The 14001-nt window shown below is 59.6% G+C and carries 12 protein-coding genes; 6 read left to right on the top strand and 6 right to left on the bottom strand.

Annotated features, from left to right (window positions below; all coding sequences use genetic code 11):
* The gene (gene mftA, locus NO360_RS03075) at positions 1-120 is read right to left on the bottom strand and encodes a mycofactocin precursor MftA (RefSeq protein WP_256305937.1); all 120 of its coding nucleotides are present in this window, start codon (positions 118-120) and stop codon (positions 1-3) included.
* A 410-nt stretch (positions 121-530) separates the two neighbouring features.
* On the opposite strand from mftA, the gene NO360_RS03070 reads away from it, so the two are divergent.
* Complete coding sequence (locus NO360_RS03070; protein ID WP_256305936.1) at positions 531-2477, top strand: archaea-specific SMC-related protein; 1947 nt, start codon at positions 531-533, stop codon at positions 2475-2477.
* A gap of 56 nt (positions 2478-2533) precedes the next feature.
* Here the strand turns inward: NO360_RS03070 and NO360_RS03065 are convergent, their stop codons facing one another.
* Both NO360_RS03065 and NO360_RS03060 read right to left on the bottom strand, forming a co-directional pair.
* Entirely contained in the window at positions 2534-3715 is a 1182-nt protein-coding gene (locus NO360_RS03065) for an aminotransferase class I/II-fold pyridoxal phosphate-dependent enzyme (protein WP_256305935.1), read from the bottom strand.
* A 160-nt stretch (positions 3716-3875) separates the two neighbouring features.
* Complete coding sequence (locus tag NO360_RS03060; RefSeq protein WP_256305934.1) at positions 3876-4811, bottom strand: NAD-dependent epimerase/dehydratase family protein; 936 nt, start codon at positions 4809-4811, stop codon at positions 3876-3878.
* Between the two features lie 236 nt (positions 4812-5047).
* On the opposite strand from NO360_RS03060, the gene NO360_RS03055 reads away from it, so the two are divergent.
* On the top strand, positions 5048-6139 hold the full coding sequence (locus NO360_RS03055; RefSeq protein ID WP_256305933.1) for a DUF8073 domain-containing protein: 1092 nt from the start codon (positions 5048-5050) through the stop codon (positions 6137-6139).
* A gap of 57 nt (positions 6140-6196) precedes the next feature.
* Here the strand turns inward: NO360_RS03055 and NO360_RS03050 are convergent, their stop codons facing one another.
* Positions 6197-7417 carry an amino acid ABC transporter substrate-binding protein gene (locus NO360_RS03050; RefSeq protein ID WP_256305932.1) on the bottom strand — a complete coding sequence of 407 codons (1221 nt, stop codon included), beginning with the start codon at positions 7415-7417 and terminating at the stop codon, positions 6197-6199.
* A gap of 286 nt (positions 7418-7703) precedes the next feature.
* Between NO360_RS03050 and NO360_RS03045 the strand changes: the two genes are divergently transcribed.
* Both NO360_RS03045 and NO360_RS03040 read left to right on the top strand, forming a co-directional pair.
* Positions 7704-8069: a VOC family protein gene (locus NO360_RS03045; RefSeq protein ID WP_256305931.1), complete on the top strand. Its 366-nt coding sequence runs from the start codon at positions 7704-7706 to the stop codon at positions 8067-8069.
* Between the two features lie 91 nt (positions 8070-8160).
* Positions 8161-8943, top strand: coding sequence for an HpcH/HpaI aldolase family protein (locus NO360_RS03040; protein ID WP_256305930.1), 783 nt, complete (start codon positions 8161-8163; stop codon positions 8941-8943).
* 43 nt (positions 8944-8986) lie between these two features.
* Here the strand turns inward: NO360_RS03040 and NO360_RS03035 are convergent, their stop codons facing one another.
* Entirely contained in the window at positions 8987-10339 is a 1353-nt protein-coding gene (locus NO360_RS03035; protein ID WP_256305929.1) for a hypothetical protein, read from the bottom strand.
* A gap of 408 nt (positions 10340-10747) precedes the next feature.
* Positions 10748-11518 carry an IclR family transcriptional regulator gene (locus NO360_RS03030; RefSeq protein WP_256305927.1) on the bottom strand — a complete coding sequence of 257 codons (771 nt, stop codon included), beginning with the start codon at positions 11516-11518 and terminating at the stop codon, positions 10748-10750.
* 96 nt (positions 11519-11614) lie between these two features.
* Here NO360_RS03030 and NO360_RS03025 point away from each other — a divergent pair, with 96 nt between their 5' ends.
* Together NO360_RS03025 and NO360_RS03020 are read left to right on the top strand one after the other, a co-directional pair.
* Positions 11615-12874: an extracellular solute-binding protein gene (locus NO360_RS03025; RefSeq protein WP_256305925.1), complete on the top strand. Its 1260-nt coding sequence runs from the start codon at positions 11615-11617 to the stop codon at positions 12872-12874.
* A gap of 89 nt (positions 12875-12963) precedes the next feature.
* Entirely contained in the window at positions 12964-14001 is a 1038-nt protein-coding gene (locus tag NO360_RS03020; RefSeq protein WP_256305924.1) for an ABC transporter ATP-binding protein, read from the top strand.

The raw sequence follows: 14001 nt of genomic DNA, 5'->3' as shown, positions 1-14001 counted from the left end.
TCAATACACGCCGCAGATCCCGTCAATACGGATTTCTTCGTCGAAGAGGTCTTCCTCGATGTCCGGTTCCTCGGTCGGGGACTGCTCGGCCTCGTTGCCCGGGTCGGCTGACTGTGACATACAGTGCCAATAACATAACGAACTAACATATACGTTTGGATACCCCCTCCCCCCACCCACAGAACCGGGCCGGATTCGAAGCCGTTGCCGATTCCAGCGAGAGTATCCGTTCGACTGTCGGACCTCTTCGCAGTTGCCCGCCGTTATGTCAGTACATTCTACGCTCGATATACAGTATACAATTATTCAACAATAATACTATATTTCTACTGTACTTTCAATATAGATATCAGTTGTATCTAACGCTAAATTAGCGCTAATAGAACAATTTAGGCTTTAGAACGAATTCACTGAGACATAAAAGTATATTAATACAATATTTAAATAATACTAATATTCTTTATGAAATACTACGGTCATTGCGGGTTCTACGCACAAAAGATATGTGTACTCGACAACAACGCGTCTCAATGGCAACTTCCGAACAACTGACTGACTCCGCTCACTTCTCTGTCGAGAACGTCGGCGGCATCGATCACACCGAAGTAGACATCCCACCCGGCGTCACCGTCCTCACCGGCAAAAACGCCACCAATCGCACCTCCTTCCTCCGCTCGATCATGGCCGCCATGGGCAGCCATCGCGTCTCTCTGAAAGGCGACGCCGACGACGGTCGTGTCGAACTCACCCTCGACGGCACCACCTACGAACGCACTCTCACCCGCGCCGGCGACGGCGTCACCTTCGACGGCGACGCCTACCTCGACGACCCCGCCGTCGCCGACCTCTTCGCCTTCCTCCTCGAAACCAACGACGCCCGCCAGGCCGCCGCCCGCGGCGAGCAGTTGCGCGACGTCATCATGCGTCCCGTCGACGTCGACGCCATCCGCTCGCAAATCCGCTCCCTCGAAGACCAGAAGGGTGACATCAACGACGAACTCGCCCGCATCGAATCCAACAAGCGCGACCTCCCCGACCTCGAACAACAGCGCACCCAACTCCGCGAGAAAATCGAGGACAAACGCGAAGAACTCGCCGACCTCGAAGCCGACATCGACGACAGCAGCCGCGACGTCGAAGAAGGCCGCAAAGAGCAAGCCGAACTCGAAGAGAAACTCCAAGAACTCCGCTCGACCCGCTCGGAACTGGAATCCATCCGTCGCAAAATCGAACGCCAAGAGGAGAGCATCTCCTCGCTGAAACGCGAGCGCAGCGACCTCGAAGACGACCTCGAGGAACTGCCCGAGGCGCCGATGGGCGAGCACCAAAACCTCGAAGCCGACATCGACCGCTTGCGAACCGAGCGCCAGGACCTCAACACGGAGATCAACGAACTCCGCAGCCTCATCCAGTACAACGAGGAACGCCTCGAAGCCGAAGACTACGACCTCTTAGAAGACGGCGGCACGGCCGCCGACAGCGGCGAGGGCTCGGTGACCGATCAACTGGTCGCCTCCGAGTCCGAGACCGTGGTGTGTTGGACCTGCGGCTCCTCCGTCGAGCGCGAGCAGATCGAATCGACGATCGACCGGCTGAAACGCCTGCGCACGGAGAAAGTCGACGAATTGAACGACATCAAAACGAGGCTGGAAGAGAAGAAGGAGGCCCAGCGGGAGGCGACGAAGAAACAGCGCCGCCGCGAGGAGATCGAACGCAAACTCGACGACATCGAGTCGGAACTCCAGCGGCGCGACGAGCAAATCGACGCGCTGAAGCAGAACCGCGAGTCGCTGACCGAGGAGGTCGAAGCCTTAGAGTCGGACGTGGAGAACCTCGAATCGGCTGATTTCGAGGAGATCCTGTCGCTGCACAAGGAGGCAAACCAACTGGAGTTCGAGATCGACAGTCTGGAGTCGGATCTCGAGGAAGTGACCGAAGAGATCGAGTCGATCGAAGCGGACGTCGAGCGGGCGGACGAACTCCGGGAAGAGCGCTCGGAGCTCGTGGAAGAGCTGACGGATCAGCGGACGAAGATCGATCAGATCGAGGCGGAAGCGGTCGAATCGTTCAACGAGCACATGGAGTCGATTCTGGAGCTATTGGGCTACGAGAACATCGAGCGGATCTGGATCGAGCGGATCGAGAATCCGTCGGGAAGTGACGGCCAGACGCGGTTCGAGTTGCACATCGTGCGGACGACGGAGAACGGGGCGGCCTACGAGGACACGATCGAGCACCTCTCGGAGAGCGAGCGGGAGGTGACGGGATTGATATTCGCGCTGGCGGGCTATCTGGTGCACGACCTCCACGAGACGGTGCCGTTCATGTTGTTAGACTCGCTGGAAGCGATCGATTCGGACCGGATCGCGGACCTCGTCGAGTACTTCGCTGATTACGCGGACTTCCTGGTGGTGGCGCTGCTGCCGGAAGACGCCCAAGCGCTCGACGAGGAGTTCACCCGCGTCACCTCGATTTAGTCCCACCTCCGGTCAATTCCTCCAGGGCGTCGACCGATCGAATCAGCCTGGCTCGATCAGATGATGTCGAGCTCTCGGCCGACCTTCTCGTAGACGCGAAGGGCTTCGTTGAGATCCGCCTCGGAGAGCCCGACGTTTATCTGATTCCGAATCCGTGCCTCGCCGCGGGGGACCATCGGATAGACGATCGAGAGGGCGAACACGCCGTGCTCGAAGAGACGTTCGGCGAACGCTTTGGCCGTGTTGCTGTCTCCGATCATCACTGAGATAATGGGCGTCTCGCTCTCCCCGGTGTCGAACCCCAGATCCACCAGTTCCGACTGGAAGTACTCGCGTTTGCGCCACAGGTCCCGGACGCGTCCGGGTTCTTCGTCGATGATTTCGAGCGCGCGCTTGTTTGCGGCCGCGACGGCGGGCGGATACCCGGCGCTCAGCAGCCAGGTCCTCGACGTGTTGTACGCGAAATCGACGACGTGTCGATCCCCCGCGAGCATTCCGCCGAACCCGCCACAGGCCTTCGAGAAACTGCCCATCTGGAAGTCGATCTCGTCTTCGAGACCGAATTCCCCCGTGATCCCGTGGCCATCGCCCAGTACCCCTTCGCCGTGACAGTCGTCGACGTACGTCATCGCTCGGTACTCCTCGGCGAGACGGTGGATCTCGTCGAGCTTGGCCACGTCGCCGTCCATCGAGAAGACGCCGTCAGTCACCACGATGATCCGGTCGTATTCGCTGCGTGCCGACCGCAGGACCCGTTCGAGATCGGACATATCCGAGTGTTCGTAGACGAGAGAATCAGCGGGCGAAAGTCGAACCCCGTCGATGATGCTCCCGTGGTTGTATTCGTCGGAGACGTACACGTCGCCCTCGTCGAGCAACTGTGGAAGGAGCCCAGCGTTCACCGCGAATCCGGTTTGATACGACAGTCCCCCCTCGGTTCCTTTGAACTCGGCGATGGCGTCGTGGAGTTCGTCCTGGAGTTCGGTGTACCCCGCGATCGACCAGTCGGAACCCGCACCGACGCCGAACCTCTCGATCGCGTCCACGGCCGCCTCGCGGAGACGATCGTCGTTCGCCAGGTCGAGGTAGTTGTTCGAGGCGAGCATAATCACCTCTCGGCCTTCGACGATCGGCCTGGCTTGAGACGCCGTCTCCAGTTGTTTGAGCGGCCACGTTTCGCCTCGTTCGTCCATCTTCTCGTATTTTTCGCGCAGGTACGCAGTCGTTTCTCGTGTCATACGTTCCCTCGTCCGGTTGTTTCGGTTGCCATCTTTCCTGTCGGTCGCTCCGTCCTCGACTCCGTGAGGGGACTCTGCGTGTCGTCCCGATACGGAGGGCTCACTGCCGACCTCTCGCGGACGCACGGCCGGTCCGTCCGGACTCCGGCCACGGTCGCGCTCATGGGGCGCCTCGCTGGAGGGTACGGACCATCTCGTCCACAACCCTATCGAGGTCGTACTCGGCCGACCAACCCCAGTCGGACCGTGCGGCCGTGTCGTCGAGCGTGCTCGGCCACGAGTCTGCGATCGATTGTCGTCCGTCGGGTTCGTACCGGGCGTCGAACCGCCCGACCCGCTCTTCGATCCGCTCGCTCAACTCGCCCGCCGTGAAACTCAGCGCGGAGATGTTGTACTCGCACTGAAACCGCAGGTCAGATTCGTCCGCCTCCGCGAGATCGATGAGAGCATCGATCGCATCGGACATATACACCATCGGGAGCCGCGTGTCCTCGCGAACGAAGTAGGTGTATTCGCCCTCGTCGACCGCCTCGTAGAAGGCGTCGACGGCGTAGTCGGTCGTTCCACCGTCTGGTCTGGTCTCGTGACTCACGATTCCCGGGAGCCTGATACCCCGAACGTCCAAATCGTATTGCTGGTGATAATACGTCCCGAGATTCTCCGCCAGCACCTTCGTGATCCCGTACATCGTCGTCGGGGTGCGGATCGTGCGCTCGGACGGATTGTCCGGAGTCGACGGCCCGTACACCGCGATCGAGCTCGGGACCACGATCCGATCGAGCCCGTACTCTCGACCGACTTCGAGGACGTTGTGCAGTCCCTCGACGTTCACCTCGAACGCTCTGCCCGGGTTCTGTTCGCCGGCGGCGGACAGCAGCGCTGCCAGGTGGAACACGGTGTCGACATCGTACTCCTCGACGACCGACTCGATCTGCGAGCGATCCGTCACGTCGACGGTCTCGTACGGCGGCGAAACAGCTGGGTCAGGGTCGATGTCACTGGCAACTACTTCCACGTCGTCGTATCGATTCCGGAGAGTCGGCGTGAGTTCCGAGCCGATTTGGCCGAGCGCTCCGGTGACTAGTATCGTATCCATTGCTGTGCATATCGGTGGACAGGGGGCAACGGGTTATAAATATACTAACCTGCAATAATTGTATACGTCTTTAATATGCACATAGGTAATTTAAATCGAGCGTGTCTACAGACAGTCGACTCAGCGGACTGCGTATTGCTCGTCCTCGGAAAGCGCAACCCCGCTGGCCCCCGGGTTCGAGAGGTCTCACGTGGATTTATATATCTCAGTAACCGATCCACTTCCGTGACCGCGGAATGGATCTGCACTCCTCGTTCGAGACACTGTCGAACGTGCTCAAAGAGTTCGATCGAAACGGCCGCTCCGTGCGCCGGGTAGCGATCACGGCCGACCGGCACGGACCAGTGTCCGCAAGCGTGGAACTAAGGGTATCGATCGGTGACCTCTTCGACGGTGACTCCCCGCTGTCGGTTTCCGCTTCGACGGCGTCGATAGACGACGTCGGACCGGTCTTCACGTTCCGACTGGAGGATCTTCCGTCGACGCTGTTCCCGGACATCGCGGAACGAGACGGCGACGACGGACCCGGAATATCGATCTCGCCGAACGACGTCGAGACGGGTGACGGGAAGCTCCTGATTGATCTCAGGGTCGACGTTGTCGAAAGCGGGTCTCCCGACGGGACAGCGTCGCACTCCCTTGCTCCCCCTGCGTCGAGAGAGGCGGCGGATACTGAACGGGACGAAGCCGAATACGAGCGGGAGGGAATCGAGTCGGCTCTCGATGCGGTGCGTAACGAGTCCGTTCCCGCCTACGAGGACAGGGCGTACCTCAGTCGGTTGTACGAGCTCGCGGAAACCTTCGATCAGATGAGCGACGTGATCGAACTGGACGTCTCCGCCGAAACCGTTCGCCGGTATATGATGGACGCGGGCGTCCACGTGCCGGGGTCGAACGCGAAACCCGATCGGAGTGAGTCCGGTGAGGCAACTGACGGGTCGCGAGAGACGTTCGCTCAGCCGACACGGAGCGCCCAGACGCCTTCGGCGCAGGAGTCCGAAGCCTCCACGTCGGTTCGGACGGGGGCGTCACAGCCCGAACCCGCCCAGACCGAACCCGACTGCGCGGAGTCGCTTCCGACGGGTGAGCTGATCACGGACGGTGTTGGCTTGCCGGACGACGTTACTCTTCGTGAACTCGCCGAGATCGTTTCGGAGGCCAGGACCGTCCACGAGGTCAATCGTCGCCTGGATCTCGATCACGACGGAACGCGTGAACTGCTCCGTCAGCTGAACGTGCTCGATCTCGTCGTCACTCGCGCCTTTGGCGAAGCCGAGCGGGACGTGACCTTCGAGACCGTCGCCGAGCGGATCCGCGAGAGTACGTAGTCAGTCGACACGCGCCTTGACGCTAGCTTCGGAGGGCTATTCAGCGACCCCGTTCGTCTATCGACCGTCGAACGGCGGCATCGGGTACACGGTGTCTACCGAGTACTCGCTGTCCGTTTCGGGGTGGACCAACATCGGATCGCCCTCGTACCACTGTCCGCACGCGGGCGTGATTTCGCCCTGAGCCGGCATCCCGGTGTCGTCGAAGCCGAACTTCCCGAGAACGGTGTCGAACCGCTCCTCACGCAGCGCGTTCTGGATTTCCGTGTTCTCCGTCGAACCGGCCGCTTCGAGCGCCTGTGCGGCCACCTGCACCAATCCGAACGCGTCCCCGACCACGTCGATCGGAACGGCGTCCTCGGAGACACCGTCCTGCTCGTGGTAGAGATCCAGCAGGTCGTCGGTCCCCGTCGTATCGAGTCCGCCGAGCCAGCCCACACCGCTGCTCCCGACGTAGTTCCCCGTGTCTCCGAGTGCGGAAATCCACGACCTGGGGTCGGACGCTCGAACGAAGTTGATGAGCTTCGGGTTGTACCCCTGGGTTTTCATCTGTCTGACCGCAGTGATGCCGTCCGGCGGAACCGGATTCGAGAGCACGGCGTCCGCGTTCTTCGACTTCGTCTGCGAAATCAGCGACGCGAAGTCGCTGGTCCCGAGGGAGTATTTTTCGCGGAACACGACCTCGTAGTCCGTCCCTTCGAAGGTGTCCGTCCAGTACTCGGCCATTTCGTTACCCCACCCGGAATTCAATTCCCAGATGGCGAGCCGTCTCGGCGGCTCGGGCTGCAGGGTGTCGAACCACTCTTTGGTCGCCCGAGCGATGTCCCGGCTCTTCATAAAGGGAGCGAACGTCCACTCGTAGTCCTTCTCCTCGTGCGGTTCCATATAGGCGAAGGTGCTCCCGAGAAACGGCAGTTCCTGCTGTTCTGCGAACGCGCTCCCGGCGGTGACGAGCAGACTGGAGAAGCTTCCCCACAGCATCGCGACGTCGTTGTTCGAGACGATCTCGCGGAGTTTCGTCCGCGCCGTTTTGGCTTCTCCTTCGTCGTCTTTGACGATCAGTTCTAATTCTCTGCCGTCGACGCCGCCGTTGTTGTTGACGTACTCGACACCGAGTTCGTAGCCTTGGAGAACCGACTTGCCGGTCGCAGAGAGGGGACCGGTCTTCGGCATCGTCGCGCCGATCGTTATCGGCCCCTCGCCCGACGAGGTGGTCGTCGTCGTGCAACCTGCTAATCCAGCGGCACCTGCGACTGTCGCCCCGCCGGTTTGTAGCACTGCCCTCCGAGTGAATCTGCGGCTCTCCCTCATCGTACACGGTCGTTCTAGATAGTACATAATTAATGTTTGGATGACTGTGGAGGCAGCGTCCAGATACGCGAGTGCTGTGCGAAAACCGGCTGATGGGTGGGGCTTACGAGAGCGTCGCAAAGCCGATTCCAGTTCTCTCACTCTTGGATGGCCAGTATCGATCGGCGGGTTCGTCATCGGGAGGGGTTCGTGTCTGCGGCGATCCCAGCGCAATGGCGGTGTCTTTATGTACTTGTATTCAGCAGTGACACGTGTGATTGGTGAAATCGACCACATCGAGCTCGAAGTCAGCGACGCTTCCGAGACCGCGGAGTTCCTCGAGAAGATCGGGTACGAACAGCACCGCCAGACGGAGCACCACGGAGAGTCCTACGAGTACGTTCCCTCCGAAGGTGACGGTCCCCTCTTCGAGATTCACACGGTCTCCGGCGAGGAGACTCCGGGGATCAACCACATCGCCTTCGCTGTCGACGACATCGAAGCGGTGTCCCAGCGCCTCGAAGAGGCGGACGTAGATTCGATCGTCGGCCCGTACGACGTCGACAAGACGGGTCGGACGATCACGAACTTCCGGGACCCCGACGGGCACCGATTCCAGGTCGTCTCGGACGACGACTGACCGGCGCGTCCACCCGGGTACGTTACTCGCGGATTTTTTTACCGACGCATCGAAATAGTTACTACAACCGCGTCACGACGCCAGGGTGCGAATGGATCAGAGCAACAGCCTTCGTCGAACCATCGAAGACGGTGGTATCGTCTATGGAGCGCGAGCGTCGACGTTCTCGCCGACCATAATCGAACTGTTCGGTGAGTTGGGCGTCGATTTCGTCTGGCTCGACTTCGAGCATATGGGGCCAAGTCCGTACGACAGTCGGGTCTTCGAAGACCTCACCCGAGCGGCCGAGGCCGGCGGGACGGAACTCTTCGTTCGACTGCCGAGCGGGGACCCACCGCTCATCAGGAAGGTCCTGGACGCCGGCGTCCGCAATCTCCTCATTCCTCGCGTCGATTCGGCCGAGGAGGTCCGCGAAGCGGTCGAAGCGACGCGGTTCGTGTACGACGGCGACCCCGGCGAGCGCGGCAAAGCGAGCGGACGATCCAGCAACTGGGGTGCCGCCAATGAGTACATTCAGACCGAGGACGAGGAGGTCTGTCTCGGCGTGATGATCGAGAAGACGACCGCCGTCGACGACCTCGAAGCGATCGTAGACGTCCCGGAGCTAGGGTTCGCCTTCATCGGGCCGTCAGATCTCTCCGTACAGATGGGGCGTCCGACGAACAAGACCCACGCAGCGGTGACGAGCCAAATCGAGGCAATCGAGGACGCCTGCCTCGATGCCGGCGTTCCGCTCGGTGGGATCAGAACCGACCCAGCGTCGATAGCAGAAGCCGAACAACGGGGATACCAGATCCTCCGCGTCGGTGGCGACCTCGGCTCGATCGAGTCGACGCTCGGAGAGCGACTTGGCGCGGTCCGGGACGACAACTGAACACGACGCGCGTCACGTGCCCGGTCGCGCTGTCCGTTCCGACTTATCGTGCGTCGTCGAGGTACGGACTCGGTGCGACGGTCGCGGATATCTCTGTCTGCGAGTGCGCCTCCACCGTCGGATTCGGTGATTGACCGCCGTCTTCGCCCCAGACGAAGGTGACCTCTGTTCCGGGTTCGCTGTACTCTCGATCGATCGAGCAGATGGAAATCATCTCCCGATCACTGTAGGAGTACGCGAAGCTCTTCGAGACGCCGACGATCTCGCCGTCTTTGAGCACTTTGTCGTGGTGACCGCCCCACCGATCGCGCGGCAGGTCGATCGACTTGTGTGGGAGCCCACCGTCGTCGAACAGCGACGCGAAGATGCTGATCGCGTCCTCGTCGTCCCAGACGAGCGTCACGCGTGTCCGATCGGGGTCTGCCGCCTCGGTTTCGAGGGCCTCCCGTCCGACGAACTCGTGGTCGAACTCGACCATATGGTCGTAGCCGATATCGATCGGACTCACGTAGTAATCGCGGATGTCGTCCGAGTGGTAGCTTCCAGCGATCGAATACGTTCCTTCGTAGCTGCTCGCACTCAGCCACTCTCGGTACTCTTCCATCGCTTCGCCGGTATAGATGGCTGGAACGTGCGTCGTGACCCAGCCGAGCTTCACGCTCAGCGGTTCGTACGCACGGGTCCCGAGCCGTTGGATGTCGTATTCTTCACCCGCTTCGAGGATGACGTCTTTGATCAGGTCGGCGTGTTCGTAGGGGCCCTGCAGTTCGAAGCCGATTTCGCCGGCCATCCCGTGACGGAGTGCGCGAACTTCCTCGCCGGCGATGGTCACGCGCTTGAAGTTGAAGAACGGGATGTCAGTGAGAGACTCGTCGACGATCTCCTGCATCACGTCGAGGGCGTTCGGTCCCTGGACCTGGTAGGTGTAGTAATGCGGGTCGTCGTCGGTCTTCGAGGACTTCGGATAGATGGTTTCGCTGACGTCGTACTCACCCGTTTCAGCGTGATACGCGAGCCAGTGTGCGGCTGGGACTTTGCCGCTCATCACGAACTTTTCCTCCTCCAGTCGCTGCAGCACCCCGTCCCCGATGAACTTGCCGTCGGGGTTGCAGAAGATGGCCTGCTTGGCCTTGCCCACGTCGAACCCCTCGAAGCTGTTCGTACAGAGGTTCTTCAGGAGGTCGAACGAGTCAGCGCCCTCGATCACCTGATCCATCTGGTGGTGTGAGAGATCCGCCAACACGCACGTTTCGCGGGCGGCGCGAAGCTCGTCCATCCAGTTCGTGTACTCGCGTTTGACTTCCTGCGGCCAGACCCACCGACCGCCGGCCTGTTGGAGCATTCCCACTGGATCCTGAGCTGCATCTAGAGCTGTCTGTAGGCTTCGGTCTGCCATACAGAGGTGAATACGTTTTTGTTATTTAAACCTATCGTCCAACCGGGGTGGAATGGGGGGTTCGAACGTTGGACCATCGATTGTGCCTCCAACCGTCGTTGGTAGATTCTCCCGCCGAAACCATCTGTAAACGTCGCACGCTACGAGATCTGGTATCGATCAGTCGTGCGGAGCCCTGACACAGGCTCGATCGTCGGCGCGGACTTGTTCAGAAGATCCATAATGATCGTTTCTCTGGTTCGTGTTTAATATTGTTGAACACTTTTATCGCCGGAAACTCTGCGCGACGCCCAAGACATAACATTTGTACATATGTTATTATTTGGGTTCTTCCGATGGAGGTGCGCTCGAGGTACTGTCGTCAAGAATATTTATAATATATGTACATCTGTTATTCTGGTCCACGGCCTACAGACCACTCTCGGAATATGTCAACTTCAGTTCTATCTCGTTGGCTGCGCCCTTCACGATGTCCGGGATCTCGGCCGTGAACCGTTCGCCGACGAATCGATTTGCAGGTCCGGCGAGGCTAATCGAGCAGACGACCTCTCCGTCGAGCAGAATTGGTGCAGCGACCGAGCGCATCCCCTCGACAGACTCCTCCTTGGAGTACGCGTGACCCCGCTCGCGTATCTGTTTCAACTCCTCTCGCAGCTCGTCGGGGTCCGTGATCGTCTGTGGCGTCTTCCGCTCTAGCGATCGCTGTGAAATGATCTCTTCGATTCGCTCCTGTGAGAGATGGGCGAATATCGCCTTCCCGCTGGCTGTACAGTGGAGTCCCGACCGGTCACCCATCGTGAGGTCTGTTCGGATCGCTCGATTTCCCTCCGTCCCATAGACGTACACGGCCTCTCCGAGTTCCTCTACGAAGCAGGCCGCCAGTTCACCCGTCGTGTCCGCCAGTTCCTCGACTTTCGATTTGACGTTCGGAAACACGGGTTCGTTCCAGAGCGCGTACATTCCATATTGCAGGAACTGCAGACCGATCTGGTACTTTGCACCGTTCTGTACGACGAACTTGTTCTTCGCGAGGGTATTCAAATAGACCTGTACAGTACTCTTCGGCATATCTAGCTCCTTCGATAGTTCTGTGACCGTTTTTCCACCGTTGGTTTTGAGGTGTTCAACCATCTTGAACACCTTGTTAACCGATTTGAGGGTGTTGTCGTGTTGAGCCATACCACGGAATTGGGTGCGATGCATTAACAATCTTGTTGTTCTCCCGGAGCTACCGTCTCGGTTCAATACTGTTGAACAAAATGTCCGGTCTCACTCGTGCGTCACTGTTCGGGGATAGTATCATATATGTTTGAAAATGTTTTAGTAGTAGTATGTATATCCCTACCTATGGGTGTCAATGACAGCCCGGTATCTCGGAGAAGAGTAGTCAAAGCACTTGCCGCAGGGACTGGAGTCGCAGGACTTGCCGGCTGTTCTGGTGGTGGCGGCGGTGGCTCGTCCGACGGCGGCAGTGGTAGCGGCGACGGCGGTTCCGGTGACGGAAGCACCACCAGCTCCAGCGGCGGCAGTTCCGGTGGCGACAAGGCAGTCGTCCGCGTCGGCGGCGGCGGCGGTAGCTGGGGGGAGGCCCGGCGGGAATCGTTATTCGAACCGTTCGCAAACGGTGAGCCGCCGTACGAAGAGGAATACAATTACAAGTACATCACCGCTTCGTCCGAACAGTACACGGCGGAGCTGAAACGCGACCCGGAGAATCCGAACTACGAACTCGTCGAACTGGACGCGCAGCGCGCCGAACTGCTCGGACAGAACGACGCCCTCATCAAACAGACGGAGTTCGATAACTACGACGACATCCCGCCTGCATTCAAAAACGAGTATATGGGCGGGACTGTCTACTTCCCGCGTGGGATCGCCTACCGGGAGGACAAGACAGATAAAGAATTCAATACGTGGGATTCGCTCATCGACCCCGATCTCGAGGGGAAAGTCGGATTCGAACCCTGGGACAACGCGGGCTCGAAGTACTTCTACGTCATCAACAAGATCGAGGGCGGTTCGCTTGACAATATCGAGCCGGGACTGAACTGGCTCCGTGAGTTCGTCGAGACGACCGATCCCATCATCTTCGACTCGATCGACCAGGCTCGGTCTCTCTATCTGAACGACGAGATGTACGTCGCCCCCTTCCTTTCGGCGCGAGCCGAGAACATTGAGATCGACGAGGGCCTCCCGATGGGCTTCTCGGTCCCGGAGGGCGGATGCGTCCAGGACACCTGGGGGTACCCGATCACGAAACACACCAGCGAGGACCGCCTCGAGCAGGCTAAAATACTCGGAAACGGAAATCTGGCCCCTGAACCGCAAGTCCTGTTCGCCGAGACTATGGGATACCCGCCGGCCAATCCGAACGCGATCGAGATGATCTCCGAAGAGGCTAAAGAGAAGCACCCGATGATGAGCCCCAGCGAGGAACAGATGGAGCGGTACGACGTCGGCATCGACTGGCTCCAGGTGGAGCAGCAGAAGCAGGAAGACGGCCAGCGCTTCAAGAAAATCATCGCTGGCGCGTAATACCCGCATCCGTCAGCGCGTCTGTGCGTGGTGTATTTTCTCCGCAAAGAATAAATAATATCCAGCCAATCTCAAGCTATAATCCAGAAATGGCATTCGTAAACATTCAGAACCTCCGAAAAACGTACGGGGACGTCGTCGCAGTGAACGATGTTTCACTGGACATCGAAGAAGGCGAGTTCGTCTCGATTCTCGGGCCCTCGGGATCCGGGAAGACGACGATGCTGAAGTCGATCGCCGGATTCGTCGACCCCACCGCGGGGAGCATCGTCGTCGCCGGGAACGAAATGATCGGGCTCCCGCCCGAGGACCGAAATATGGGGCTCGTGTTCCAGCGCCTGGCGCTGTTTCCGCATATGTCTGTGTTCGACAACGTGGCGTTCGGGCTCCGACATCGGGAGAACCTCACGGAGGCAGAGATGGAAGAGCGCGTCGCCGAGATCCTCGAGATCGTCTCACTGCCAGGCTACGAAGACCGTAATATCCAGAACTTGAGCGGCGGGGAACAACAGCGTGTCGCACTGGCCCGCGTCCTCGTCCTGGAGCCCGACTTGCTCCTCTACGACGAACCGCTGTCGGACCTCGACCGCCAGCTCCGCGAGCAGATGCGCCGTGAGATCAAAGACCTGCACGACAGGCTCGAGATCACGTCGATCTACGTGACACACAACCAGCGCGAGGCACTGACGCTGTCTGACCGCGTGCTCGTGCTCCACGAGGGCGAGAAGGTCCGGTACGCGCCTCCGTCGGAGATCTACCAGGACCCACAGTCGAAATTCGTCGCGAACTTCGTCGGCGACTCGAACTTCGTCTCTGTCACTAAGGGTCAGAACGGTACCGTGGCGTTCGAGGACGACGACATCTCGCTGCCGATGCACGAGGCGGACGCTGACGCAACCACGGATCTCCTCTACATCCGGCCCGAAGACATCACGATCAACCCCTCCGATGGGGACCGAGTCTTCTCCGGGACCGTCCGCAGCACGGTCCACCTTGGCTCGGTGACCGAGTACAAGATCGAAGTCGGTGGCAACGAGTTCCTCACCACTGATCTGGGCGCACCGAAGTACACCAAAGGTGACAGCGTGACCGTTCAGTTCGAGGATTACGGACTCGTGGAGGCGTAG

The organism is Halobellus litoreus (assembly GCF_024464595.1).
Lineage (GTDB): Archaea > Halobacteriota > Halobacteria > Halobacteriales > Haloferacaceae > Haloquadratum > Haloquadratum litoreum.
This window is presented reverse-complemented; position numbering and strand designations above follow the sequence as displayed.